The sequence below is a fragment of the Bordetella sp. FB-8 genome, from assembly GCF_000382185.1.
Classification (GTDB): Bacteria; Pseudomonadota; Gammaproteobacteria; order Burkholderiales; family Burkholderiaceae_B; genus Bordetella.
Genome location: NZ_KB907784.1, coordinates 164941 through 191303, shown reverse-complemented (window position 1 = coordinate 191303; position 26363 = coordinate 164941). Strand labels below are relative to the sequence as shown.

General features: G+C 64.6%; 20 protein-coding genes. 14 read left to right on the top strand and 6 right to left on the bottom strand.

All coding sequences use genetic code 11. From position 1 onward, the window contains the following. Positions 1–12: 12 nt before the first annotated feature. From nuoG to H143_RS0100880, 9 genes are all read left to right on the top strand, one after another. Entirely contained in the window at positions 13–2337 is a 2325-nt protein-coding gene (gene nuoG, locus H143_RS0100920; protein WP_019936346.1) for an NADH-quinone oxidoreductase subunit NuoG, read from the top strand. Then, complete coding sequence (gene nuoH / locus H143_RS0100915; RefSeq protein ID WP_019936345.1) at positions 2337–3410, top strand: NADH-quinone oxidoreductase subunit NuoH; 1074 nt, start codon at positions 2337–2339, stop codon at positions 3408–3410. Before nuoG ends, nuoH begins: the two co-directional genes overlap by 1 nt. An 18-nt stretch (positions 3411–3428) precedes the next feature. Then, a complete protein-coding gene (nuoI, locus tag H143_RS0100910; protein WP_019936344.1) occupies positions 3429–3917 on the top strand; it encodes an NADH-quinone oxidoreductase subunit NuoI in 489 nt (162 codons plus the stop codon). Positions 3918–3935: 18 nt separating this feature from the next. Beyond that, positions 3936–4583, top strand: a complete 648-nt coding sequence (locus H143_RS0100905) for an NADH-quinone oxidoreductase subunit J (RefSeq protein WP_019936343.1) — start codon at positions 3936–3938, stop codon at positions 4581–4583. Then, positions 4580–4888 (top strand): NADH-quinone oxidoreductase subunit NuoK, encoded by a 309-nt coding sequence (gene nuoK, locus H143_RS0100900; protein ID WP_019936342.1) that lies wholly within the window; start codon positions 4580–4582, stop codon positions 4886–4888. Before H143_RS0100905 ends, nuoK begins: the two co-directional genes overlap by 4 nt. Positions 4889–4905: 17 nt before the next feature. Then, positions 4906–6921, top strand: a complete 2016-nt coding sequence (nuoL, locus tag H143_RS0100895) for an NADH-quinone oxidoreductase subunit L (RefSeq protein ID WP_026349605.1) — start codon at positions 4906–4908, stop codon at positions 6919–6921. Further along, positions 6918–8420 (top strand): NADH-quinone oxidoreductase subunit M, encoded by a 1503-nt coding sequence (locus H143_RS0100890; protein ID WP_019936340.1) that lies wholly within the window; start codon positions 6918–6920, stop codon positions 8418–8420. Before nuoL ends, H143_RS0100890 begins: the two co-directional genes overlap by 4 nt. A 9-nt stretch (positions 8421–8429) precedes the next feature. After that, on the top strand, positions 8430–9905 hold the full coding sequence (gene nuoN / locus H143_RS0100885; RefSeq protein WP_019936339.1) for an NADH-quinone oxidoreductase subunit NuoN: 1476 nt from the start codon (positions 8430–8432) through the stop codon (positions 9903–9905). A gap of 79 nt (positions 9906–9984) precedes the next feature. Next, on the top strand, positions 9985–10314 hold the full coding sequence (locus H143_RS0100880; RefSeq protein WP_026349604.1) for a DUF2818 family protein: 330 nt from the start codon (positions 9985–9987) through the stop codon (positions 10312–10314). Between the two features lie 86 nt (positions 10315–10400). Here the strand turns inward: H143_RS0100880 and serB are convergent, their stop codons facing one another. After that, positions 10401–11264 carry a phosphoserine phosphatase SerB gene (gene serB / locus H143_RS0100875; protein WP_019936337.1) on the bottom strand — a complete coding sequence of 288 codons (864 nt, stop codon included), beginning with the start codon at positions 11262–11264 and terminating at the stop codon, positions 10401–10403. Positions 11265–11457: 193 nt separating this feature from the next. Beyond that, the gene (gene mfd, locus H143_RS0100870) at positions 11458–14925 is read right to left on the bottom strand and encodes a transcription-repair coupling factor (RefSeq protein WP_019936336.1); all 3468 of its coding nucleotides are present in this window, start codon (positions 14923–14925) and stop codon (positions 11458–11460) included. Between the two features lie 31 nt (positions 14926–14956). On the opposite strand from mfd, the gene ispD reads away from it, so the two are divergent. Then, positions 14957–15646: a 2-C-methyl-D-erythritol 4-phosphate cytidylyltransferase gene (ispD, locus tag H143_RS0100865; protein WP_019936335.1), complete on the top strand. Its 690-nt coding sequence runs from the start codon at positions 14957–14959 to the stop codon at positions 15644–15646. After that, positions 15643–16155: a 2-C-methyl-D-erythritol 2,4-cyclodiphosphate synthase gene (gene ispF, locus H143_RS0100860; protein ID WP_019936334.1), complete on the top strand. Its 513-nt coding sequence runs from the start codon at positions 15643–15645 to the stop codon at positions 16153–16155. The genes ispD and ispF overlap by 4 nt, the downstream gene beginning before the upstream one ends. Before the next feature lie 25 nt (positions 16156–16180). Here the strand turns inward: ispF and H143_RS0100855 are convergent, their stop codons facing one another. The 3 genes from H143_RS0100855 to ompR all read right to left on the bottom strand — a co-directional run bounded on the left by H143_RS0100855 (position 16181) and on the right by ompR (position 18916). Further along, on the bottom strand, positions 16181–16729 hold the full coding sequence (locus H143_RS0100855) for a peroxiredoxin (RefSeq protein WP_019936333.1): 549 nt from the start codon (positions 16727–16729) through the stop codon (positions 16181–16183). A 23-nt stretch (positions 16730–16752) separates the two neighbouring features. Beyond that, positions 16753–18120 carry an ATP-binding protein gene (locus tag H143_RS0100850; protein WP_033365773.1) on the bottom strand — a complete coding sequence of 456 codons (1368 nt, stop codon included), beginning with the start codon at positions 18118–18120 and terminating at the stop codon, positions 16753–16755. A 61-nt stretch (positions 18121–18181) separates the two neighbouring features. Further along, positions 18182–18916 carry a two-component system response regulator OmpR gene (ompR, locus tag H143_RS0100845; protein WP_019936331.1) on the bottom strand — a complete coding sequence of 245 codons (735 nt, stop codon included), beginning with the start codon at positions 18914–18916 and terminating at the stop codon, positions 18182–18184. Between the two features lie 154 nt (positions 18917–19070). On the opposite strand from ompR, the gene H143_RS19640 reads away from it, so the two are divergent. After that, the gene (locus H143_RS19640; protein WP_051094449.1) at positions 19071–20366 is read left to right on the top strand and encodes a bifunctional tRNA (adenosine(37)-N6)-threonylcarbamoyltransferase complex dimerization subunit type 1 TsaB/ribosomal protein alanine acetyltransferase RimI; all 1296 of its coding nucleotides are present in this window, start codon (positions 19071–19073) and stop codon (positions 20364–20366) included. Further along, complete coding sequence (locus H143_RS0100835) at positions 20363–21226, top strand: uracil-DNA glycosylase family protein (protein WP_019936329.1); 864 nt, start codon at positions 20363–20365, stop codon at positions 21224–21226. The genes H143_RS19640 and H143_RS0100835 overlap by 4 nt, the downstream gene beginning before the upstream one ends. A gap of 53 nt (positions 21227–21279) precedes the next feature. On the opposite strand, the gene lplT is transcribed toward H143_RS0100835, so the two are convergent. Then, entirely contained in the window at positions 21280–22593 is a 1314-nt protein-coding gene (lplT, locus tag H143_RS0100830; RefSeq protein WP_026349601.1) for a lysophospholipid transporter LplT, read from the bottom strand. Between the two features lie 221 nt (positions 22594–22814). On the opposite strand from lplT, the gene smc reads away from it, so the two are divergent. Continuing rightward, on the top strand, positions 22815–26342 hold the full coding sequence (smc, locus tag H143_RS0100825; RefSeq protein WP_019936327.1) for a chromosome segregation protein SMC: 3528 nt from the start codon (positions 22815–22817) through the stop codon (positions 26340–26342). Positions 26343–26363 lie beyond the last annotated feature (21 nt).

The following is a 26363-nucleotide window of genomic DNA, read 5'->3' as shown; positions in this document are numbered from 1 at the left end:
TCAGGAACAGCAATGGTTGAAATAACCGTCGACGGCAATAAGGTCGAAGTCCCCGAGGGCAGCATGGTCATGCATGCCGCCCAGAAGATCGGGCTCTACGTGCCGCATTTCTGCTACCACAAGAAACTGTCCATCGCGGCCAACTGCCGCATGTGCCTGGTCGAGGTCGAGAAGGCGCCCAAGGCCCTGCCGGCCTGCGCCACGCCCGTGACCAATGGCATGGTGGTGCATACCCAGTCCGAGAAGGCCCGTGCCGCGCAAGAGTCGGTCATGGAGTTCCTGCTGATCAACCACCCGCTCGACTGCCCGATCTGCGACCAGGGCGGCGAGTGCCAACTGCAGGACCTGGCGGTGGGCTATGGCAAGTCCGCTTCGCGCTACAAGGAAGAAAAGCGCGTGGTCTTTCACAAGGACCTGGGTCCGCTGGTGTCGGCCGAGGAAATGGCCCGCTGCATTCATTGCACCCGCTGCGTACGCTTCGGCCAGGAAATCGCCGGCGTGATGGAACTGGGCATGCTGGGTCGCGGCGAGCATGCCGAGATCACCACCTTCGTGGGACGCAGTGTCGAGTCCGAGCTGTCGGGCAATATGATCGATATCTGCCCCGTGGGTGCGCTGACTTCCAAGCCGTTCCGCTACAGCGCCCGGACCTGGGAACTGGCGCGCCGCCGCTCCGTCAGCCCGCACGACAGCGTGGGCGCCAATCTGGTGGTGCAGGTCAAGGACAACGAAGTCCTGCGCGTGGTGCCTTTCGAAAACGAAGCCGTCAACGAATGCTGGATCAGCGACCGCGACCGTTTCTCGTACGAGGGCCTGAACAGCGAAGACCGCCTGGCCTTGCCTATGATCAAGAACGCGGACGGCAGCTGGCGCGAAGCCTCCTGGTCCGACGCGCTGCAGGCCGCGGCCCAGGGCCTGAACCGCGCGCGTGAGAGCGCGGGCTCCGGCCAGATCGGCGCGCTGGCCACCGAATACGCGACAACCGAAGAATTTGCTCTGCTGGGCCGCCTGATGCGCGCCTTGGGTTCGCAGAACATCGATTTCCGCCTGCGCCAGACCGATGCCGGCTTGGACGCCGCCTTGTCCGGTGCGCCCTGGCTGGGTATGCCCATCGCCGGAGTGGACAATCTTGATCGCGTGCTGATCGTCGGTTCGTTCCTGCGCAAGGATCATCCGTTGATCGCTCAGCGTCTGCGCCAGGCCGCCAAGCGCGGCACGCAGGTGTTGCTGATCGACGGTTCGGCCGACAATCCACTGATGCCCGTGACCGCGCGCATCACTACTGCGCCTTCGGGCATGGTGAACGCCCTGGCCGAAGTGGCCGTGGCGCTGGCCCAGGCCAAGTCGGCGGCCGTGCCGGTGCAATTTGCGCAGGTGACGCCGGGCGACGAAGCCAAGCGTATCGCCGCCAGCCTGGCGTCCGGTTCGAACGTCGCCGTGCTGCTGGGCAACCTGGCCGTGAATTCGCCGGTTGCTTCCACCCTGGTCGCCAATGCCGGCGTGCTCGCTGGCTTGGCCGCAGGCAAGCTTGGTTTCCTGACCTCCGGCGGCAACACCGTGGGCGGCTACTTGGCGGGTGCCGTGCCGGGGCAGGGCGGCAAGACAGCCGCGGCGATGCTGGCCGATCCGCTCAAGGCTTATGTGGTGCTGCACGCCGAGCCGCTGCTCGATGCCGACAACGGCCCGCAGGCCGTGGCCGCGCTCAAGAGCGCGTTCTCGGTCGCGCTGACCTCCTATCGTTCGGCTGCGCAGGACTGGGCCGACGTGATGCTGCCGGTCGCTCCGTTCACCGAAACCTCCGGCACCTTCGTCAACGCCGCGGGCACGGCTCAGAGCTTCAAGGGCACCGTGGCGCCGCTGGGCGAAAGCCGTCCGGGCTGGAAGGTGCTGCGCGTGTTGGGCAATGTGCTGCAACTGCCGGGTTTCGAAGACGAGAGCTCCGAGTCGGTGCGTGATGCCGTGCTGAGCGGTGGGATCGAAGGCCGCCTGTCCAATCAGATCAAGGCGGCTCCCGCCGCGTGCGCCGCGTCCGGCGGCCTGGAGCGTCTGGCCGACGTGCCGATCTATCGCTCTGATGCCATCGTGCGCCGCTCCGGCGCTCTTCAGGCCGCACCGGCTTCTAGCGTGCCGGCAGCGCGCATCAATGGTGCGACTTTGTCGCAGCTGGGCCTGTCGGCCGGCGCGCAAGTGCGCGTCAAGTCGGCCGCCGGTTCGGTGGTCTTGCAAGCGGTTCAGGACGACACCGTGGCGGCCCGCACCGTGCGCATCGCGACGGCCTTCGAGCAGACTGCCCCCTTGGGCGGTGCCTTCGGCGAAATCAGCGTGGAGCGTGCCTGATGACTTGGCTTGATGTACTCGAAACCCATGGCGCGGCCCTGTTGGGCCCGACCGTCTGGCTGGTGGTCTGGACGATCGTCAAGATCGTGCTGATCGCCGTTCCCGTCATCCTGTGCGTGGCGTACCTCACCTTGTGGGAACGCAAGATGATTGGCTTCATGCACATCCGGCTGGGTCCCACGCGAGTGGGTCCCAAGGGGCTGCTCCAGCCTTTCGCCGACGTGTTCAAGCTCATCACGAAAGAAGTGGTGGTGCCGTCCAAGGCCAACAAGGTCCTTTTCATCATCTCGCCGGTGGTAGTGCTCATGCCTGCCCTGGCCGCCTGGGCGGTCGTTCCTTTTTCGCCCGGAGTGGTGTTGGCCAACGTCAACGCCGGCCTTCTGTACGTCATGGCCATCACCTCGGTGGGCGTATACGGCGTGATCGTGGCGGGTTGGGCATCGAACTCCAAATACGCCTTCCTGGGCGCGCTGCGCGCCTCGGCGCAGATGGTGTCGTATGAACTGGCCATGGGCTTCGTGATGGTGGCGGTGCTGCTGGTCTCGGGCAGCCTGAACATGAGCGACATTGTGTTGGGGCAGGGCAGAGGCTGGTTCGCCGCCCACGGCCTGACCTTCCTTTCCTGGAACTGGCTGCCGCTGCTGCCTCTGTTCGTGATCTACATCATTTCGATGGTGGCCGAAACCAACCGCCATCCCTTCGACGTGGTCGAAGGCGAATCGGAAATCGTGGCCGGCCATATGGTCGAATACTCAGGCACGGCCTTCGCGCTGTTCTTCCTGGGCGAGTACGCCAACATGATCCTGCTCTCGTGCATGGCGTCGATCATGTTCCTGGGCGGCTGGATGTCGCCGCTGAATGTCGCGCCGTTCACGCTGATCCCGGGCTGGATCTGGCTGGGCATCAAGACCTTCTGCGTGGTGTCGCTGTTCATCTGGTTCCGTGCGGCCTTCCCGCGCTACCGCTACGACCAGATCATGCGTCTGGGCTGGAAGATATTCATCCCGCTGACCGGTGTGTGGCTGGTGGTCGTGGCGATCTGGATGCAGACGCCTTTCAATATTTGGCACTGAGCGAGCTGCGAGACGGATATGGAAGCAATCAAGGATTTTTTCGGCAGCCTTCTGCTGTCCGAGCTCTTCAAGGGCATGAAGCTCACGGGCAAGTACTTCTTCAAGCGCAAGATCACTTTGCGCTACCCCATGGAGAAGACGCCTCTGTCGCCGCGTTTCCGCGGCTTGCATGCGCTGCGCCGCTACCCTAACGGGCAAGAGCGCTGCATCGCCTGCAAGCTGTGCGAAGCGGTGTGCCCGGCCCTGGCAATCACCATCGAATCGGACGTGCGTGAAGACGGCACCCGTCGCACCACGCGCTATGACATCGACCTGACCAAATGCATCTTCTGCGGCTTCTGCGAAGAAAGCTGTCCCGTGGACTCCATCGTGGAAACGCACATCCACGAATACCACGGCGAAAAGCGCGGCGACCTGTACTTCACCAAGGACATGTTGCTCGCCGTGGGCGACCGCTACGAAGCCGAAATCGCCAAGCGCCGTGCCGAAGACGCGCCCTACCGCTGAGCCGGGGTATAGACAGACATGACATTCACTACCTTTTTGTTTTATCTGCTGTCCTTCGTCCTGGTGATCTCGGCTTTCCGGGTCATTACGGCGAGCAGCCCCGTGACCGCCGTACTGCACCTGATCCTGGCTTTCGCCAACGCGGCCATGATCTGGATGCTGCTGGGGTCCGAGTTCCTGGCCTTGCTGCTGGTGTTGGTGTATGTGGGTGCGGTGATGGTGCTTTTCCTCTTCATCGTGATGATGCTGGACATTCGCGTCGATCACCTGCGTCGGGGGCTCAAGACCTACCTGCCCCTGGGTGTCGTCGTGGGCGGCGTCTTGGTGCTTGAAATGGCCTTCGTGCTGTTCTCGACCTGGGGCGGCGAATCCACGCCGGCCACCATGCCCAACAGCTACAACAACGCCCGCGCTTTGGGCGAGGCCATGTACGGCCATTACGTCTACGGCGTTGAAGTGGGTGCGGCCATCCTGCTGGTGGGCATGGTCGCCGCAATCGCGCTGACGCTGCGCGGCCGCAAGTCGCAGGCCAAGTACAACGATCCGTCCGCCGCGGTGCGCGTGAAGGCCAAGGATCGCTTGCGCATGGTCCAGATGAAGGCGGTGAGCGATCGCAATCAAGTTGCCGATTCGTCCGCACAGAACGAGCAAGGAGAAAAGCAATGACGCTCACGCTGGCGCATTACCTGGTTCTGGGGGCGATCCTGTTCGCCATCGGGATCTTCGGCATCTTCCTGAACCGCCGCAACCTCATCATTCTGCTGATGTCCATCGAGCTGATGCTCCTGGCCGTCAACATGAATTTCGTGGCCTTCTCGAGCTGGGCCGGCGATACGGCCGGTCAGGTGTTCGTGTTCTTCATCCTGACCGTGGCCGCCGCCGAGTCGGCCATCGGCCTGGCCATCCTGGTGCTGTTGTTCCGTAACCTGAGCACGATCAACGTCGATGAACTCGACCGCCTCAAGGGCTGACGGAGTATCGGAAGAAAATGTCTAGCTCCCTAAATCTCTATTTGCTGATCGCGCTGGCTCCCCTTGTGGGCGCCATCGTGGCCGGCCTGTTCGGCACGGGTTTCCTGGGCCGCTTCATCAGCCGGCGCGGCGCGCACTGCGTCACCATCCTGCTGGTACTGGTCTCGACCGTCGGCTCCTTCGTGGTGCTCAAGGACGTGCTGGCTGGTCATACCTACGACGGCGTGGTCTACACGTGGAGCATGATCGGCAAGGTGCCCTTGCAGATCGGCTTCCAGATCGACGCGCTGTCGGCCCTGATGATGGTGGTGGTCACTTTCGTCTCGCTGATGGTGCATATCTACACCATCGGCTACATGGCCGACGATCCGGGCTACACGCGCTTTTTCTCCTACATCTCGCTTTTCACCTTCTCGATGCTGATGCTGGTCATGTCCAACAACATGGTCCAGCTCTTCTTCGGCTGGGAGGCGGTGGGCCTGGTGTCGTACCTGCTGATCGGTTTCTGGTATACCCGCCCCACGGCGATCTTCGCCAACATGAAGGCCTTTCTCATCAATCGCGTCGGCGACTTCGGCTTCGTGCTGGGTATCGGCCTGCTGTTTGCCCATGCCGGTTCGATGCATTATGCCGAGGTGTTTACCCAGGGCAGCAAGCTGGCGGGCATGAAACTGCCGGGCTCGGACTGGTCGCTCATTACCGTGGCCTGCATTTGCCTGTTCATCGGAGCCATGGGTAAGTCGGCCCAGGTGCCGCTGCATACCTGGCTGCCCGATTCGATGGAAGGCCCCACGCCTATCTCGGCGCTGATCCACGCCGCCACCATGGTGACGGCCGGCATCTTCATGGTCGCGCGCTTCTCGCCGCTGTTCGAGTACTCGGACGCGGCCCTGTCGTTCATCATCGTGATCGGCGCCATCGGCGCGCTGTTCCTGGGCATTCTGGGCATCATCCAGAACGACATCAAGCGCGTGGTGGCGTATTCCACGCTGTCGCAGCTGGGCTACATGACCGTCGCACTGGGCGCCTCGGCCTATCCGGTGGCGATCTTCCACCTGATGACCCACGCCTTCTTCAAGGCGCTGCTCTTTCTGGGCGCCGGCTCGGTCATCATCGGTATGCATCACGACCAGGACATCCGCAATATGGGCGGCTTGTGGAAGCGCATGCCCATTACCTGGATCACCTTCCTGATCGGCACGCTTGCCCTGGTGGGTACCCCGTTCTTCTCGGGCTTCTACTCCAAGGAGCACATCATCGAGGCGGCAGCCGCAGCCAATGTATGGGGCGCGGGCTTTGCCCATTACGCCACGCTGATCGGCGTGTTCGTGACCTCGCTGTATTCGTTCCGCTTGTACTTCCTGGTGTTCCACGGCAAGCCGCGCTACGCGGCGCATGGCCACGATCACGGCCACGATGCGCATGGTCACGGCCATGACAGCCATGGCCACGGTCATGCGCCGCACGAGTCGCCCTGGGTCGTGACGCTGCCGCTGATCCTGCTGGCCATTCCGTCGGTGGTGATCGGCGCGCTGGTGATCGACCCTTTGCTTTTCGGTAATTTCTTTCATGGCGTAATCACCGTGCTGCCGCAGCATCCGGCTATGGCAGAGATGCGGCACGACTGGCACGGCTGGGTCGACTTCGGCCTTGGCGCTTTCACTTCGCTGCCTTTCTGGCTGGTCGTAGCGGGCTTCGTGATCTCCTGGTATTGCTACCTGATCAACCCGAAGGTTCCGGCCGCGATCAAGTCCAATTTGTCGGGTCTGTACACGGTGCTTGAGAACAAGTACTACGCCGACTGGTTTAACGAGCAGGTCATCGCGCGCGGCGCGCGCTGCCTGGGCCAGGGGCTGTGGCAGAAGGGTGATCGCGGCACGATCGATGCCCTGATCAACGGCTCGGCCCGCCTGGTGGGCCGGGTGGCCTCGGCCTCACGCCGCCTGCAGTCCGGCTACATCTACCACTATGCGTTCGCGATGTTCATCGGCATCCTGGCGCTGGTGACTTTCTTCGTGCTGATTCCCCAATGATGGCAAGCGAGATGGCATCCAATCACTTTCCCTGGCTCACGCTTGCGATCTTCGTCCCGATCGTCTTCGGCCTGCTGGTGCTGGCGCTGGGCGCCGACGACAAGCCGGGCTTCACGCGCAAACTGTCTCTGGTAGGTTCCATTGTCAGCTTTCTGGTGACGCTTCCGCTCTATACCGGTTTCGACGATTCGACCGCTGCCATGCAGTTTGTCGAGAAGGCCTCATGGATTCCGGCCTTCAACATGAACTACCACCTGGGCATCGACGGTATCTCGCTGTGGTTTGTGCTGCTCACCGCGTTCGTCACCATCATCGTGGTGCTGGCCGGATGGGAAGTCATCACCAGCCGCATCGCACAGTACATGGCCTCCTTCCTGATCCTCTCGGGTCTGATGGTGGGCGTGTTCTGCGCGCTGGACGGCATGCTGTTCTACGTATTCTTCGAAGCCACGCTGATCCCGATGTACATCATCGTGGGCGTGTGGGGCGGGCCCAACCGTGTTTACGCCGCATTCAAGTTCTTTCTGTACACGCTGATGGGTTCGCTGCTGACACTGGTCGCGTTCATCTATCTGTGGCATGTCTCGGGCGGTTCGTTCGACATCCTCACGTGGCAACAGATCAAGCTGGGCTACACCCCGCAGGTGCTGATATTCCTCGCGCTGCTGGCGGCCTTCGCCGTCAAGGTGCCGATGTGGCCGGTGCACACCTGGCTGCCGGACGCCCACGTCGAGGCACCCACCGGCGGCTCCATCGTGCTGGCAGCCATCATGCTCAAGCTGGGCGCCTATGGTTTCCTGCGCTTCTCGCTGCCCATCACCCCGGACGCATCGCATAGCCTTAGCTGGCTGATGATTGCCCTGTCGCTGATCGCGGTGATCTACATCGGTCTGGTGGCGATCGTGCAGGACGACATGAAGAAGCTGGTGGCCTATTCGTCCGTGGCGCACATGGGCTTTGTCACGCTGGGCTTTTTCGTCTTCAATACGGCCGGCACCGAAGGCGCCATCGTGCAGATGATCTCGCACGGTTTCGTGTCGGGTGCCATGTTCTTTTGCATCGGCGTGCTGTACGACCGCATGCACTCGCGCCGCATCGCCGACTACGGCGGCGTGATCAACGTGATGCCGCGCTTTGTCACCTGTTTCGTGCTGTTCTCCATGGCCAACAGCGGCCTGCCGGCCACCAGCGGTTTCGTGGGCGAATTCATGGTCATCATGGGTGCGGTCGAACACAACTTCTGGGTCGGCCTCATGGCGGCCACCGCGCTGATCCTGGGCGCGGCCTACTCGCTCTGGATGGTCAAGCGCGTGGCGTTCGGCGAGATCACCAACGACCCTGTGCGCGAGATGAAAGACGTCAACTGCCGCGAGTTCTTCATCCTCGGCATCCTGGCGATCGCCGTGCTGTTCATGGGTATCTATCCCAAGCCCTTTACCGACGTGATGCACGTGTCGGTTCAGGCCCTGCTGCAACACGTGGCGGTCTCGAAACTGTAAGACTGGACAATGATGCAATCCCACTTCGACTTCGCCCTGGCGCTGCCCGAGATCCTGCTGTTGGTCTTCGGCCTGGCCATCCTGCTCATCGACGTGCTGAGCAAGCATCCCGAGCGCAAGACCACATTCGGTGCGACCCTTCTGGCGCTGGCCGCGCTGTTCGTGGTGACGCTGATTCAGTGGAAGGACGGCATGCACGGCAAGACCTTCGACGGTTTGTACGTGGCCGATCCGCTGGCGTACCTGCTCAAGCTGGCGTCCTTTGTCGCCGTGGCGGTCACGCTGATCTACGGCCGCTACTACGCCCAGGCGCGCGACATGCTCAAGAGCGGCGAGCTGTACGTGCTGACGCTGTTCGCGCTGCTGGGTCAGATGGTGATGATTTCGGCCGGCAATCTGTTGTCGGTGTACCTGGGCCTGGAGCTGATGTCCCTGCCCCTGTACGCGCTGATCGCCCTGCGGCGCGACGATGCGACGGCCACCGAGGCCGCCATGAAGTACTTTGTGCTGGGCTCGCTGGCCTCGGGCTTCCTGCTGTATGGCATGTCCATGATCTACGGCGCCACCGGCCATCTGGACCTGCTCCAAATCGCCGCGGTCATCCAGTCGGGTAAGGCGCATCAAATGGCGCTGGTCTTCGGCGTGGTGTTTCTGGTGGCTGGCCTGGCCTTCAAGCTGGGTGCCGTGCCTTTCCACATGTGGGTGCCTGATGTCTACCAGGGCTCGCCCACGGCTGTCACCCTGATTCTGGGCGCCGCGCCCAAATTGGCGGCCTTTGCCATTGCGCTGCGCGTGCTGGTCCAGGGGCTGCATGGCCTGGCGGTTGATTGGCAGCCTATGCTGATGATCCTGGCGGTGCTGTCGCTGGCGATCGGCAATCTTACGGCCATCGTGCAGAGCAATTTCAAGCGCATGCTGGCGTATTCGACCATTTCGCACATGGGTTTTGTGCTCCTGGGCCTGTCGGCCGGCGTGGTGGGCTCGTCTGCCGGGGGCTACGGTGCCTCGCTGTTCTACATGATCGTCTACGTGCTGACGACGCTGGGCAGCTTCGGCATGGTGCTGCTGCTGTCGCGCCAGGGATTCGAGTGTGAAGAGATCGAGGATTTGAAGGGCCTGAACCGCCGCAGCCCGTGGCGCGCCCTGATCCTGCTGCTGCTGATGTTCTCGCTGGCGGGCATTCCGCCGCTGGTTGGCTTCTATGCCAAGCTGGTTGTGCTGCAGGCGCTGATCCAGCAAGGTCAGGTCGCCCTGGCGGTCATCGCGGTGTTCTTCTCACTGATCGGCGCCTTCTACTATCTGCGCGTGGTCAAGGTCATGTATTTCGACGATCCGGCCGAGAACGCCGGCGCGATTGCACCGGTGTCCGGCGCGGTGCGCGGCGTGCTGTCGCTCAACGGCCTGCTCATCATTCTGCTTGGGATTTTGCCCGGCGGGCTGATGGCCGTTTGCGTGCAGGCCATCCAGGTTTCGCTGCTGCGCTGATCCCAATCCGGCCTGCTGAGCGAATGATGCAAAAATGGCCATTCCTTGAATGGCCATTTTCTTTTATGGATACCTGTTTGTGACGCAGTCCGTGGCGGTTTGGTTGCTCATTGTGGTGGCGCTGGTTAGCGCCAACCTACCTTTCCTGACTGAGCGGGTGTTTGCCCTGTTGCCGTATCGGCGTGGCGGAGCCGCTGTGGCCAAGCCGTTCTGGCTGCGGCTGATCGAGGTGCTGGCGTCCTACCTGGTCGTGGGCGCGATCGGGTTTGCGTTCGAAACCTCCCTGGGCAACCGCTTCTCCCAGGGATGGCAGTTCTATGCCATCACCCTTAGTCTGTACCTGGTGATGGCCTATCCGGGGTTCGTGTATCGGTACCTGTACCGCCGGGCCTCCCGCAAATCAGATTGAATCCAGGAACGCCAGATGCCCGGACCTGTCGCGCATCACGCGCAACGCAATGCGCGCGGCCGCCAAGCCGACGGGGTGAAGAAAACCTAGCCTTCGAACCAGTTCAGCACGGCATCCAGGCCGCAATAGCTGAGCGCGTAAGGCGCCTGCTGGCGGACCAGGGGCTTGGCGTGGTAGGCCACGGCATAGCCGGCCAGGGCCAGCATCTTGAGGTCGTTGGCCCCGTCGCCCAGGGCGATGATCTGGTCGGCCTGGGCGGCGCCGTGCTCGGCGGCGAAGGCGCGCAGGCGGGTGGCCTTGGCGTCGGCATCGACGATCTCACCCAGCAGGCGGCCGGTAAGCTTGCCGTCGCCGCCGATTTCCAGGGTATTGGCATGCGTGGCGCTCAGGTTCAGCCGTTCACGCAGGCGATCGGTGAAAAAAGTGAAGCCGCCCGATACCAGCAGGGTCTTGATGCCGACAGCCTGCGCCGAAGCGAGCAGGCGCTCGGCGCCTGGATTCAGGCGCAGCCTGTCCTGGTAGATCTGGTCCAGCACGCCGGCTTGCACTCCGGCCAGCAGCGCTGTGCGCTGCCTGAGGCTTTCGGCGAAATCGGGGATCTCGCCGCGCATGGCCGCTTCGGTAATGCGGGCCACTTGTTCGCCGCGGCCGGCGTAGGCGGCGATTTCGTCGATGCACTCGATATTGATGAGCGTGGAGTCCATGTCCATGGCCAGCACGCGGCAGTCCGACAGTCTTCGGGCGGCGGGGACGAAAGCGGCGTCGACGTGATGGTCGCCGGCCCATTCGAGAGTTTCCCGCCGTGTCTGCGCATCGGTGTCGACGTCGAGCAGGCGCATGGCCGTCTGGCTGATGCGCACGATACCTTCGGCGCTGGACAGCGCGGCCAGGTGTTCGGCGTGGCTGTCGGTCAGGGCGGGGGACTGGATGATGAGGTTGGTGGTAGTCATGACTCTTGCAATGGGTGTTCTTGAGTTCTTAAGACGTCCGTCCCGACGCGCCATCCCCGTGTCCGTTTCGAAGTGACGGGTTCGGCCGCCGCTTTAGGCGGCCGAAGTCCCCGCGGGACTGCCCCGTCACTTGGGCGCTGCCACGGGGATGGCGCGCCGGGACGGGCTCGGAGCCTCTCGAGGCTGTCGCACATCAACGCAGCGCCCTCAAAAGTCCTTTGATGGCATCCACGCGCTGGCCGATCTGCGGGGCGGTGAATTCCACGCGCAGCTTGTCCTGGCCGGAGAAGCGGATATGTTTTTGCTTTTGCACCAGTTCGATCATGCGCACCGGATCTACCGTCGTCTTGGGACCGAACTGCAGCAAGGCCTGCGTCTCGCTCGCATCGATCTTGAAGATGCCTAGCGGCACGGCCCACAGGCGGATCCGGTGGGTGGCGAGCAGCGTCTGCGCGGCTTCGGGGAGTTTGCCGAAACGGTCGATGAGTTCCTCCTGGATGGCGATGAGTTCGTCTTCGTCTTGCGCGTGCGACAGGCGCTTGTAGATGGCCAGGCGGCCGGGCACGTCGGCGCAATAGTCCGAAGGCAGCAGGGCAGGGGCGTGCAGATTGACCTCGCAGGCCAGATTGAATGGCGCGTCCAGGTCGGGTTCCTCGCCGGCCTTCAGAGCGCGCACAGCTTCGTTGAGCATCTCGTTGTACATGGAGAAGCCCACTTCCTGGATATTGCCCGATTGCGAATCACCCAGGATTTCGCCGGTTCCGCGGATTTCCAGATCGTGCATGGCCAGATAGAAGCCCGCACCCAGCTCTTCCATGGCCTGGATGGCCTCCAGGCGCTTTTTTGCGTTGGCAGTAATGGCATCGTCGCCCGGTGTGAGCAGGTAGGCATAGGCCTGGTGGTGCGAGCGGCCTACGCGGCCGCGCAGCTGGTGCAACTGGGCCAGGCCGAAACGGTCGGCGCGGTGGATGACGATGGTATTGGCGGACGGCACATCGATGCCGGTTTCGATAATGGTGGTGCATAGCAGGACATTAAAGCGCTGCTGGTAGAAGTTCTTCATCACCTGCTCGAGCTCGCGCTCGGGCATCTGGCCATGGGCCACGCCGATGCGGGCTTCGGGGACCAGTTCCTGCAGGCGCGCGCGGCGGTTGTGGATGGTCTCGACTTCATTGTGCAGGAAATAGGCCTGACCACCGCGCTTGAGTTCGCGCAGCAGGGCTTCGCGCAGCGTGCTGCCGTCTTCGCGGCGTACGAAGGTCTTGATGGCCAGCCGCTTTTGCGGCGCCGTGGCGATGACGGAGAAGTCGCGTATGCCTTCGAGCGACATGCCCAGGGTGCGTGGTATGGGCGTGGCGGTGAGGGTGAGTACGTCGACCTCGGCGCGCAGGGATTTGAGCGCCTCCTTCTGGCGCACGCCGAAGCGGTGCTCCTCGTCGATGATGACCAGGCCCAGGCGCTTGAACTTGACGTCCTTGGAGAGGATTTTGTGCGTGCCGATGACGATGTCCACGCGTCCGTCGTTGATGCCTTCGACGGCGGCCGTGACCTCCTTCGCTGAACGAAAGCGCGACAGCTCCACCACGCGCACGGGCCAGTCGGCAAAGCGGTCGGAGAAGGTCTGCGCATGCTGCTCTGCCAGGAGCGTGGTGGGGCAGAGCAGGGCGACCTGCCTGCCGTTGGCTACCGCCAGGAACGCGGCGCGCAGCGCCACCTCGGTTTTGCCAAAGCCCACGTCGCCGCACACCAGGCGGTCCATGGGCTTGCCCGAGGTCATGTCGGCGAGGACGGATTGGATGGCGGCGGACTGGTCGGGCGTCTCATCGAAGCCGAAGCCTTCGGAAAAGGCTTGGTAGTCGGTAAGCGGCAGCTTGAAGGCATAGCCTTCGCGCGCGGCGCGCTGGGCATACAGGGCCAGCAGTTCAGCGGCCGTATCGCGCACCTGCCTGGCCGCCTTGCGGCGCGCCTTGTCCCATTGTCCGGAACCCAACTGGTGCAGCGGCGCGGCTTCCGGGTCTGCGCCACTGTAGCGGGCAATGACATGCAACTGCGAGACGGGCACGTAGAGCGTGCTGCCGCTGGCGTATTCGAGGTGCAGGAACTCCATCTCGCCTTCGCCCATGTCCATGTTGACCAGGCCGTGGTAGCGGCCGATGCCGTGCTGGGCATGCACCACCGGATCGCCCTCGCGCAGTTCGGCCAGGTCGCGCACCATGGCTTGGACGTTGCTGGTGCGTTCCTGAGAGCGCTTGCCGCGGTGGGCGGCCGCGTGTCCGGGATAGAGATCGTTCTCGGTGAGAAAGACCAGGCCGCCTGCGGGGATGGCAAAGCCGCCGGCCAGCGGCGCCACGGCCAAGCCGAAATGTGCCTGCGCCGCCAGGAACGTCTGGATGGTGTCGGTTTGCAGGTCGGGAGCCAGGCCTTGCTCGGCGAGCATCTGGGCCAGGGTTTCGCGCCGGCCGGCCGAATCGGCGCACAACAGCACGCGGTCGGGTCTGCCGAGCAGGGCGCGCAGCTTGGCGACGGGGTCCTCGGCGCGCCGGGAAATCGCGACATCGGGGGCAGGGGCGAAATCGGGATGAATGCGCTCGTCGCTTATTGCCAGGCGCGGAAAATCGCGCAGGCGCGCGAACAGACTTTCTTGGTCGAGAAAGAGTGCCTGCGGCGCCAGCACGGGCCGCTCGCGGTCGCTCTTGAGGAATTGGTGGCGGCTGGCCGTGTCCTGCGCGAAACGCAGCATGGCGTTGTCAATGTCGCCCAGTGTGACTGTGATGGTGTCGGGCGCGAGGTAATCGAATAGCGTGGCCGTCTGTTCGAAAAAGAGCGGCAGGTAGTATTCGACGCCGGCAAACGCAATGCCGTTGCCGATATCGCGGTACGGCACGGCCCGCGAAGGATCGCCTTCGAACACTTCGCGAAAACGCGCGCGGAAATGGTTGCGCGCCGCTTCGTCCATGGGGAATTCCCGGCCGGGCAGCAACTGCACTTCGCGCACGGGATAGAGACTGCGCTGCGTGTCGACGTCGAAGGCGCGTATCGATTCGATCTCGTCGTCGAACAGATCGAGCCGGTAGGGCACGGCCGAACCCATGGGAAAGAGGTCGATCAGCCCGCCGCGCAGGCAAAATTCGCCGGGCGCCGTGACCTGCGTGACATGGGTGTAGTTGGCCAGCACCAGCTGGGCGCGCAGGGCGCTTTCGTCGAGCTTGTCTTTCTGGCGGAAAGAGAAGGTGTAAGCCGCCAGAAACGAGGGGGGCGCCAGGCGATACAGCGCCGTGGTCACAGGCACGGTCAGCAGGTCGACGTCGTGCTTGATCAGCGCGTTGAGCGTGCGCAGGCGTTCCGAGATCAGATCCTGGTGCGGCGAGAACACGTCGTAGGGCAGGGTTTCCCAATCGGGCAACTGCCGCACCCGCAGGCCGGGAGCGTAGAGCGGGATTTCCTCGGCCAGACGCTGGGCTTCCAGCGGGTCGGCGGTGAAAACGACCAGGGGGCGTTCTGCCTTTTGCGCCAGGGTGGCCAGCATCCAGCCGTCGGCCGAGCCGGGTGGGCGCGGCCTGACGTAGCGGGCACCGGGTTTCAGGGCGGCTAGCGTGTCGGCAATGGTGCTGCCGACGGGCAGCGGTGCGACGGGGGAAGGGGAGGGAGCGGAATCAGCCATCAGGGCTGTGATTATAAAATGACCCACACTTATGACCGATTCTCTGATCGCTCTCGTTCCCGCCGCCGGTGTGGGGGCCCGCGCCGGCGGCGACCGGCCCAAGCAATATCGCCTGCTCAAGGGGCAGCCCATGCTGCGCCGGGCGGTCCAGGCCCTGCTGGCCGATCCGCGCATTTCTCAGGTGCGCGTGGCCGTATCGCAGGGCGACGGCTGGGTGGCCGAAGCCTTGAGCGGCCTGCCGCGCACGGTATGGCGGGCCTGCGGCGGGCCGACCCGCGCCGATACCGTGGCGGCGGCACTGAGCGACAGCGGCGCGGCCGATTCCGATTGGGTGCTGGTGCATGATGCCGCGCGCCCCGGCCTGCCCGCGCAGGCTTTGGCGCGTTTGATCGATGCCTGCCTGCAAGACCCGGTGGGCGGTCTGCTGGCCTTGCCCGTGCCTGATACGGTCAAGCAGGCAAAGGTGGCGACGGATGGCCGCGAAACCGCGGTGCGTACGGTGGATCGCGACAGCCTGTGGCTGGCGCAGACGCCGCAGATGTTTCGCGCCGGAATGCTGCGCGAAGCCTTGCGAATCGCGATGGCAGCCGGCGCGACCATCACCGACGAGGCTTCGGCGATGGAGGCCGCGGGGCGCATGCCCCGGCTGGTACGCGGTCATGCGCGCAATTTCAAGGTGACCTGGCCCGACGATTTCGACCTGATGGAAAAATGGCTATGAATTTTCCTTTTCGCGTAGGCCAGGGTTTCGACGTCCACGCGCTGGTGCAAGGCCGTCCGCTCATCCTGGGCGGCGTGACGATCCCGCATACCCACGGTCTGCTGGGCCATTCCGATGCCGATGCGCTGCTGCACGCGGTAACCGATGCCATTCTGGGGGCGGCCGGCCTGGGCGACATCGGTCGGCATTTTCCCGATACCGATCCCGCATATGAAGGCGCCGACAGCCGCGTGCTGTTGCGCCAGGCGATGGTCAAGGTGAGCCAGACGGGGTGGCGGGTGATCAATGTGGATGCGACGGTGCATGCGCAGGCGCCCAAGATAGGTCCTCACGCACAGGCCATGGCGGCCCATATCGCGGCCGACCTGGGGCTCGAACCCGATCAGGTCAACATCAAGGCCAAGACCAACGAAGGCCTGGGGTACCTGGGACGCAAGGAAGGTATCGCCGTGACGGCCGTGGCGCTGCTGGGCCGAATTCCTCCAGCGGACAGCAGCGGCGGCCCCTGAGCTTCATGCCGCCCCCAGGCGGGGTCTACAGCGTTTCGCCGCCCACCTTGCGGTTGCAGGCGCACATGCCGCCTGTCTGTAGACCGTCGAGCACGCGCAGGACTTCCTCGGGGCTGCGACCGACGTCCAGATTGTTGACCGACACGTGCTGGATGGTGTTGTCGGGGTCGAGGATGAAGGTGGCGCGCAGCGCCACGCCGCTGTCTTTTTCGCGCACGCCCAACTGGTCGATGAGCGAGCCGCTGGTGTCGCCGAACTGGTAGTGGCCCAGCTTGTCCAGGTCCGGGTGCTCGCGGCGCCAGGCCAGCTTGACGAATTCGTTGTCGACCGAGCCGCCCATGAGGATGGCTTCGCGCGCGGCGAACTCATCGGCCAGCCTGTCAAAGCCGGCGATCTCGGTCGGGCAGACGAAGGTGAAGTCCTTCGGATAGAAATAGATGACCTTCCATTTGCCGGGGAAGGAGCTTTCGGTGATGTCCTCGAAAGCCGAGATGCCGTTTTCCTCGTGTTGGTTGAAGCCGGGCTTGACGCCCGTGACTTTGAACGATTCGAGCTTGTCGCCGACGGTTTTCATGGTTTCTCCTTGGTTGCCGGACGCTAGGCGTTGTCCGCGTCCGGCTGGTAGTTTCTGGATTTTGCCTTGGGCAGTTCGATGCGCGCCGTCAGGCCGCCGCCGCTGCGCGGCAGCATGCGCAGCGAGCCGCCCGCGTGCTTGAGCAGGCGCTCCACGATGGCCAGTCCCAGCCCTGTTCCGCTGACGCCGGTGCGCGCCGCCTCGCCGCGCGAAAAGGGGCGCAGCAGGCGTTCGACTTCTTCGGGGGCGATGCCCGGACCCCGATCCGAAACCTCGATCGCCAGTGTATTGCCTTCGGATTGCACGGTCATGACCAGGTGGGCGTGGCCGTCGGGGGAGCGGCCGTAGCGGCGCGCGTTCTCGATCAGGTTGCCGACGATGCGCTTCAGGTCGAGCGCGGTGATGCGGGCGCGCAGGCCCGGTTCGATACGGGCGTTGAGTTCGCCCCCCAGGGTGGCCGTATGGCCGCGTTCGCGCTCGAACAGGTCATCGAGCACCGCAGAAATGTCCGTGGCCGTCTGTGGCAGCGTGCCTGCGGGACGTGCGTATTCCATGAGTTGGCCGATGCTGTGGTCGATCTGGCGCAGGTCGTTGTCGATAGCCTGCCGCGCGTCTTCGGTGACCTCGCTCATTTCGATTTCCAGCCGCATGCGCGCCAACGGCGTGCGCAGGTCGTGCGAAATGCCTGCGAGCATCAGCTCGCGGTCGGCGTCGGTCTGGCGCAGGTCCCGGGCCATTCGGTTGAAGGCGGTGTTGAGATTGCGGATTTCCAGCGGCCCCTGCTCGGGCAGGGGCGCGGGCATTTCTCCGCGCGAGAGCACCTGGGCGGCACGTGCCAGCCGCGACAGCGGCCGGTTGACGAAGCCCACGCTGATGGCCGATCCCACCAGGGACAAGAGCAGGGCGGTGGCGCCCCAGCCCAGCCATTCAATGCCGCCCGTCAGGCCTATCTGTTCCCGTTCGAACACCAGCCAGTACAGATTCTGATTGATCTGGAAACTTACCCAGAAGCCGGGCACCTGGTTCACGCCCCAGGCGATCTGCGTATCGGGGCCGAACCGCCTGCGTATCCGCTGCGCCACGCGCTGCCAGTAGTCGTCGTTGGGCAGGGGTTCGGTGAAATCGGTGACCTCCCGCGGATAGACCTGTATGCCTTCGTTGGTGGCCAAGTCCAGCAGCAGCTTGCTGCGCTCGTCGCTGTGCGCGTAGATCAGCGCGGTGCGGGTGATGTTGACCGCGGTGATGACGCGCTGCGCCATCTGGTTGGTGCGCGGTCCCATTTCCATGCTGAAAAAGACCTGCAGCCAAGCCCCCAGGCTGACCAGCATGAGGACCGCGAGCAGCAGGAAAGTACGCCCGAACAGACCCAGCCTCACGCGGGAGGCCAGCATGCGGGGCAGCTTCTTCAGGCGGTGCGTGGAACTGGCTTGCTGCGCGGCCTGGTCGTGAGTTTCAGTTGCCGCCATCCGGAACGAAGACGTAGCCCAGGCCCCAGACCGTCTGGATGAAAACCGGCTTGGACGGGTTGGGTTCGATCAGCTTGCGCAGGCGCGAGATCTGCACGTCGAGGCTGCGGTCGAAGGCTTCGTACTCGCGGCCGCGCGCCAACTCCATGAGCTTGTCGCGCGAAAGCGGAATTTTGGGGTGGCGGGCGAAGACCTTGAGTACCGAGAATTCGCCGGTGGTGATCGGTACCGGCTCGTTGTCCTTGGTGAGGGTGCGGGTGGACAAGTTGAGCAAGTAAGGCCCGAAGGCGATGGACTCGTTTTCCTGACTGGGGGCGCCAGGATGCTCTTCCGTGCCCCGGCGACGCAGGATGGCGTTGATGCGGGCCAGCAGTTCGCGCGGGTTGAAAGGCTTGGACAGATAATCGTCCGAGCCCATTTCGAGGCCGACGATGCGGTCGATCTCCTCGGCCTTGGCTGTCAACATGATGATGGGCGTGTTGTCGTGCCCGCCGCGCAGGCGCCGGCAGATCGACAGTCCGTCCTCGCCGGGCAGCATCAGATCGAGCACCAGTAGGTCGAAATGTTCGCGCTGCCAGAGTTTGCCCATTTCCTTGGCATCTTCGGCGACGAATACGTTGAAACCCTGCTCGGACAAATAGCGTCGCAGCAGGTCGCGCAACCGGGGATCGTCGTCGACGATGAGGATCTTTCGGATGGGGGTAGTGGCTGGAGTATTCATGGTGGCAAATGTAACAGCGGGAGGGTCCCGGGTTAGTGTGTGTTTATAACAATATATTACATATTGCACGAGCTGCTGGAAACCCCCAATGGAAATTCGAAAGTCGGGTTTGCCTGCCGTGCCGCCGTATGCCGATTACGTACAATTCCCCTCCATGAAGCTCAATCTGCTCGCTTTTGAAACTTCTTCGTCGCGCTGCGGCGTTGCGCTGCTGTGCGACGCTGGCAGCGGCTCGCCCGAAGTGGTCCAACTTGAGCATGAAGGGACCCAGGACCATGCCGAGCGCCTGCTGCCCATGGCCTCGCAGTTGCTGGCTCGCGCCGGCCTGGCGCCGGCCGACCTGGATGCCGTGGCCTTCGGCCAGGGGCCGGGCGGCTTCACCGGCCTGAGAGTGGCCTGTGGAGTGGCCCAGGGCGTAGCCCTGGGGCTGGGCGTGCCGGTGCTGCCGGTGGTTTCCCATCTGGCCGTAGCCCAGGATGCCCAGGCCGGGCCGGACGACGCGGTTCTGGTGGCGCTGGATGCCCGCATGTCGGAGGTTTACCTGGCGGCTTATGTGCCGGAGCCGGATTTGGCAGGCACACCTATCTGGCGCGTCCTGCAGGCTCCGATGCTGATCTCGGCCGAAGAGGTTCTGCCCTGGGCCAGGCATCAGTTGCCTGTCTGGTCGCGGGAGGCCGGCCGTGCGCTGTCGCTGCGGCTGGCGGGCGATGCCTGGCAGGCCTATCCCGAGGCCATGCCTGCGGCGGGGCTGCAGCACGCTCACATCGGGCGGCCGCGGGCCGCCACGGTCGCGCGCCTGGCCCGCAACGATTGGCTGCGCGGCGCAGCGCTGCCGCCCGAGGAGGCCGCTCCGCTGTATGTGCGCGACAAAGTGGCGTTCACCATGGCTGAACGGGCGGGCGGGCAGGGTGGCAATCCGCGCGCTGGTCGTGCATTGCCTGAGCACGAGGACATCCTGCAGGCCATGACGCGGGATGACCTGGATGCGGTGACGGCGCTGGAGGCGCAGGCCCAGGCCTTTCCCTGGACACGGGGCAATTTCGAGGATGCGCTGAAAGCGGGCTATCCCGCCTGTGTGCTCAGGCACGGAACCGAGCTCGGCGGCTTTTGCGTGTTGATGCCTGCGCCGGACGTAGTGCACTTGCTGGTGATCGCCGTGGCGGGCGATTTGCGGCGGCGCGGCCTGGGCCGCCGCCTGGTCGACTGGTGCCTGGCGTGGGCCGAGCAGAGCGGCGCGCAGGGCATTTTGCTCGAAGTGCGGCCGTCGAACCAGAACGCACGCCGTTTCTACGAACGCTTGGGTTTCCGGCAGATTGGATTGCGCAAGGGGTATTATCCTGCCGCCTTCGGACGCGAGGACGCATTGGTATTGTGCCGCGATGCGATGGCGCAGGGACCGGGCGGGGCGTCGGCGCGCGATGCCGCCGTGCCGGTGGCGGGGGGCGCATGATGTCGGCCGGACCGGCGCCTCGCGTCAATCCGCTGCAGCGCCTCTGGCTGCGCGAGATCGGTATCGAGAAGACCTGGCTGCGGCAGGACGCGTCGTCCGGCTCCGGGAAGGTGTCCGCGACACGGCCGGCGAATACGCAGCCCGCCGCCGCCGCGACGCCGCCGCAGGCCGTCCCGGCGGCTCCGGCTACCCGCATGCCGCGGCCCGCGATCCCGGGGCTTGCTGCGGCAGCGGGTGCTGCGGCAGCCGGTGCTGCGGCAGCCGCGCCGCGCGAGGCCGATCCGGACCGGGCCGCGCGCGTGTCGCATGCCGACCTCGAAACCTTGCGCGGTATGGTGTCCGGCTGCGAGGCCTGCGGGCTATGCCGCGGCCGCCGTCAGGCGGTCTTCGGCATGGGGGCGCTCGCGCCGCGTTGGATGGTGGTGGGAGAGGCGCCAGGAGAACAGGAAGACCGCCAGGGATTGCCGTTTGTAGGCCGCTCGGGGCAACTGCTCGACGCCATGCTGGCGGCGGTGGGCATGAACCGCCAGGACGACGTTTTCATCGCCAATGTGATCAAGTGCCGGCCGCCGGGAAACCGCAACCCCACGCCTGAAGAGATCGCCGCTTGCAGACCCTACCTGATGCGCCAGATCGAGTTGCTCAAGCCCGAGCGCATCCTGGTGCTGGGTCGCTTCGCCGCCCAGACCTTGCTCGACACCGATGCCACCATCGGCAGCCTGCGCGGCCGGGTCCATATCCTGCGCGCAGGCGGCCGCGATATTCCCTTGGTGGTGAGCTATCACCCGGCCTATCTGCTGCGCAGCCCTTCGGAAAAGGCGCGCAGTTGGCAGGATCTGAGACTGGCCGCAAGGCTTTGAGCGGCAATGCCCGGGTACCCCGGGTATTCTGGCGATCCAGGCGGTGGTCGCGCTCAGTCTTTCTCGTCCAGCGCCTGCCCGTGCCCGGTCATGCCGATCTCGCGCTGCAGTTCAGGGCATGCCTTCATGTTGCGCCAGCTCCAGGCCATGAAGATTAGCATCAGCACGAAGACGATCAGCCCGAACAGGACGATGATCACATTGATCGGCAGCCTGAGCCACAGCAGCAGCGTATAGACGGCCACCATGACCAAAATGTTGATCTGCTCGTTGAAGTTCTGCACGGCGATCGAATGCCCGGCCGAAAGCAGCACATGGCCGCGATGCTGGAGCAGCGCGTTCATCGGCACGACGAAAAAGCCGGCCAGGGCACCCACCAGCAGCAGCAGCACGTAGACGCTCCAAGGCGAGTAGGCCAGCGGCATGAACAGCACCACCAGCCCCATCAGGGCGCCGACAGGAAGCACGCGCAGCGTGCGCGACAAAGGGATGCGCCCGGCCAGGATGGCGCCCACGATCGTGCCCGCCGCAGCTACGCCCATGAGGATGGAGGCCTGATCCAGGCGGTAGCCCAGGTGGCGCTTGCCCCATTCGATGACGATCAGTTGGAGCGTGGCGCCGGCGCCCCAGAATAGCGTGGTCACCGCCAGCGAGATTTGGCCAAGCTTGTCCTTCCACAGCACCCGCACATAGCCGCGGAAAGAGCGCATCAGCTTGACGGGGTTCTTCTGCTGGCGCGGGTAGCGCACATGGGTCTGGGGGATGAGCAGATTGCACAGGGCAGCCACCAGGTAGACCGCCGCGATCGCCAGGATGGCGCCTTCCGCGGGCGTGTGCACCACCTTGCTGAAAAAAAAGTGATGCAGCAGTACGTTGGAGACGCGCGGCGAAATCAGCAGCCCGCCCAGCATGGTGCCGATAATGATGGAAAGCACGGTCAGGCCTTCGATCCAGCTGTTGCCCTTGACCAGCAGCTCGGGTGGCAGCATTTCCGTGACGATGCCGTACTTGGCTGGCGAATAGGCCGCTGCGCCCACGCCCACCACCGCATAGGCCGCGCAGACCAGGTAGGGTTGGTATGCGTGGGTCAAGCCCACGCTGGCGTAACAGAACATGAGCAGGCACCCGCCAACCTTGAGCGCATTGGTCAGGAACATGACCCTGCCCTTGGGGAAGGAGTCCGCAAACGCGCCCACGAAGGCGGCCAGCAGGACGTATGCCAGGGCGAAGGACCACTTCATGAACGGCGCCATCCACTCCGGCCCCTGTAGCTCTATGATCAGGGCGATGGCCGCAATGAACAGCGCGTTGTCCGCCAGGGAAGAAAAGGCCTGGGCGGCCATGACCAGATAAAACCCACGTTTCAAATCGTTTGTCCCCGCCTGCGATCTGCCTGGTGTGTGACCAGGCACGGATCGTGCAAGTAATGCAAAAAAGTGTGAGCGAGTATAGCCTCTTGCCTGGGGTATCATAGGTGTGCAGCAAGCCGGCCCCTGGTCATGCACCTAGAGGGCCGGTTTCGTATTCGCGCGGCGCGCCCGTCCCGCGCGGCTTCCTGGTCGATCACACCCGTTCCGTTTTCCAAAAAGTGCGACTCATCCAGCTCAAACTCGCCGGCTTCAAGTCTTTCGTCGATCCCACCGTCATTCCCGTGCCTAGCCAGATGGTCGGCGTGGTCGGTCCCAATGGCTGCGGCAAATCCAACATCATCGACGCGGTGCGCTGGGTCCTAGGTGAGGCCAAGGCATCGGAACTGCGCGGCGAGTCCATGCAGGATGTGATCTTCAACGGTTCGGGCAACCGCAAGCCGGCGGCGCGCGCCTCGGTCGAAATGGTGTTCGACAATGGCGAGGGCCGGGCGGCAGGTCAGTGGAGCAGCTACGCCGAGATTGCCGTGCGTCGCGTCCTCACGCGCGACGGCACCAGCAGCTACTTCATCAACAACCAACAGGTGCGCCGGCGCGACATCCACGACATCTTCCTGGGCACCGGCCTGGGAGCGCGCGGCTACGCCATCATCGGCCAGGGCATGATCAACCGCCTGATCGAGGCCAAGCCCGAAGAGCTGCGGGTCTTTCTCGAAGAGGCCGCCGGCGTGTCGCGCTACAAGGAGCGCCGCCGAGAAACGGAGAACCGCCTATCCGATACGCGCGAGAACCTGACCCGTGTCGAGGACATCCTGCGCGAACTGGGTAGCCAGCTCGAAAAGCTGGAATCCCAGGCCGAGGTGGCGCAGCAATACCGTGACCTGCAGGCCGATGGCGAGAAAAAGCAGTTCGCCCTGTGGTTCCTGAAGGAAAGCGGCGCGCGCGGCGAGCGCGAGAAAAAGAGCCAGGAGATGATCCAGGCGCAGAACAATCTGGAATCGGCCGTCGCCGCGCTGCGCAGTGGCGAGGCCGCGCTGGAATCGCGCCGCCAGGCGCATTACGCCGCCAGTGACGCCCTGCATGCCGCCCAAGGGCGGCTGTACGAAGCCAACGCGCAAGTCGGCACGCTCGAGGCCGAAATCCGCCACGTGGTCGATTCGCGCAACCGCCTGCAAGCCCGGCGCGACCAGCTCAATGCCCAGATCGCCGAATGGACGGCGCAGCGCGAACATTGCGTCGAGCAGATTGCGCAGGCCGAGGAGGATCTGGCCGAAGGCCAGGCCAAGACCGAAGAGGCGCGCGTGCAGGCCGAGTGTGCTCAGGCGGATCTGCCTTCGGTCGAGGCGCGCGTGCGCGAGGCGGCTTCGGGCCGAGACGAGATGCGCGTGGCCCTGTCCAAGGTCGAGCAGAATCTGGCCCTGGCCGCGCAGACGCAGCGCGATGCCGATCGCCAATTGCAAGCTCTGGAGCAGCGCCGCGAACGCCTGCAGCAGGAGCTGCGCGAGATCGACGCACCCGAGGCGGCGCGCCTGGAACAACTGGCCGGCGACAAGGCCGCCGGCCAGGATCAGCTGGAGCAGGCGCAAGCCGAGCTGGCCATGCTGGAGGCGCGCCTGCCCGAGGCCGACGCCGAGCGCAGGCGCGCACAAGAGGCGGTGCAGCGCGACGCCGAGGCCCTGGCCCGGCTGGAAGCCCGCCTGGCCGCGCTTGTGAAGCTGCAGGAAGACGTGCAGAAGCAGGGCGCGCTCGAACCCTGGTTGGCCAGGCACGAACTGGCCAGCCTGTCGCGCCTGTGGCAGAAACTGCACGTCGAACCGGGCTGGGAGACCGCCATCGAGGCCGTGCTGCGCGAGCGCATGGCCGCGCTGGAAGTGCGCAGCCTGGATTGGGCGCGCGCTTTTGCCCAGGACGCGCCGCCCGCGCGCCTGGCCTTCTATCAATTGCCGCCCGCGGCGCCCGCGCCCGCGGCGCCGGCGGGCCTGACACCCCTGGCCAGCCTGCTGCGCATCAACGATCCCGATCTGCGCGCGCTGCTCAACGATTGGCTGCGCAACGTCTATACCAGCAACGACCTGCCCCAGGCCCTGGCCGCTCGCGCCACGCTGCCCGCGGGTGCGGCTCTGGTGGTCAAGGCCGGCCATCTGGTCGATGCCCACAGCGTGCGGTTCTACGCGCCCGACTCTGAACAGGCGGGCTTGCTGGCGCGTCAACAGGAAATCGAGCACCTGCAGCGCGAGATCAAGGCGCAGCAGCTCATCGCCGACCAGGCCCGCGCCGCGGCCGCGCGCGCCGAAAGCGCCTGGCAGCAGGCGTCTCAGGCAGTCGGTCCGGCCCGCACGCGGATGGCCGAGATCACGCGCCGCGTGCACGATATCCAGCTTGAACATTCGCGCCTGCAGCAGCAGGCCGAGCAGTCGGGCGAGCGCGCCTCGCGCCTGAACGAAGATCTGGCCGAGATCGCGGCCCAGGAAGAAGACCTGCGCGCCACCCGCGAAGATGCCGAGACGCGCTTCGAGGCGTTGGATGGCGAACTTGCCGAGCACCAGTCGCGCTTTGCCGATGCCGAGATTTCGGGCGAAGACCTGGCTGCGCAAGCGGAGGCAGCGCGCGCGCGCCTGCGCGAGCTGGAGCGCGCCGCGCAGGAAGCGGAGTTCGCCGCGCGCGGCATCCAGGTGCGCATCGACGATCTCAAGCGCAATATGCAGCTGGCCGCCGACCAGAGCCAGCGCGCCCAGTCCGAACTGGAGCACCTGCAACGCGATCTGGCCGAACTCGATGCTTCGGCCTCGCAGGCCGGGTTGCAGGAAGCCCTGGAAATTCGGGCCGAACGCGAAGAGGCGCTGGCCCTGGCGCGCCAGGAATTGGACAATCTTTCCGCGTTGCTGCGCGGCGCCGACGAAGAACGCATGCAGCAGGAGCGCACGCTCGAGCCGCTGCGCGCGCGCATTACCGAATTGCAGCTCGAGGAGCAGGCCGCGCGCCTGGCTGAAGAACAGTTCACCGAGCAGTTGAACAGCCGCGAAGTCGACCGCGAGGCTTTGGGCAGTGAACTGGCCGCCATGCCCGACGAGTGGCGCCGCGCCAATTGGCTGCAGTCCGAAGTGGGACGTATCTCGCGCCAGATCGACGCGCTGGGTCCGGTGAACCTGGCCGCGCTCGACGAGTTGACCAGTTCGCGCGAGCGCAAGGGGTTCCTGGACGCGCAGCAGACCGACCTGACCACGGCCATCGACACGCTGGAAGATGCCATCCGCAAGATCGACCGCGAAACGCGCGAACTTCTGCAGCAGACGTTTGACACCGTCAACGGTCATTTCGGCGAGCTTTTCCCGCGCCTGTTCGGCGGCGGCGAGGCCAGACTCACCATGACCGGCGACGAAATCCTCGATGCCGGCGTGCAGGTGATGGCGCAGCCGCCAGGCAAGCGCAACAGCACCATCCACCTGCTGTCGGGCGGCGAGAAGGCGCTCACGGCAACCGCCCTGGTGTTCGCCTTGTTCAAGCTCAACCCCGCGCCTTTCTGCCTACTGGACGAAGTGGATGCGCCGCTGGACGACGCCAATACCGAGCGCTACGCCAACCTGGTCAGCGCCATGAGCGAGCAAACACAGTTCCTCTTCATCTCGCACAATAAAATCGCGATGCAGATGGCCAAGCAACTGGTCGGCGTTACCATGCAGGAGCAAGGGGTTTCCCGTATCGTGGCGGTGGATATCGATTCGGCGGTACAGATGGCTACCGCGGCCTGACCGTCTTGCAAGAGGCATAGC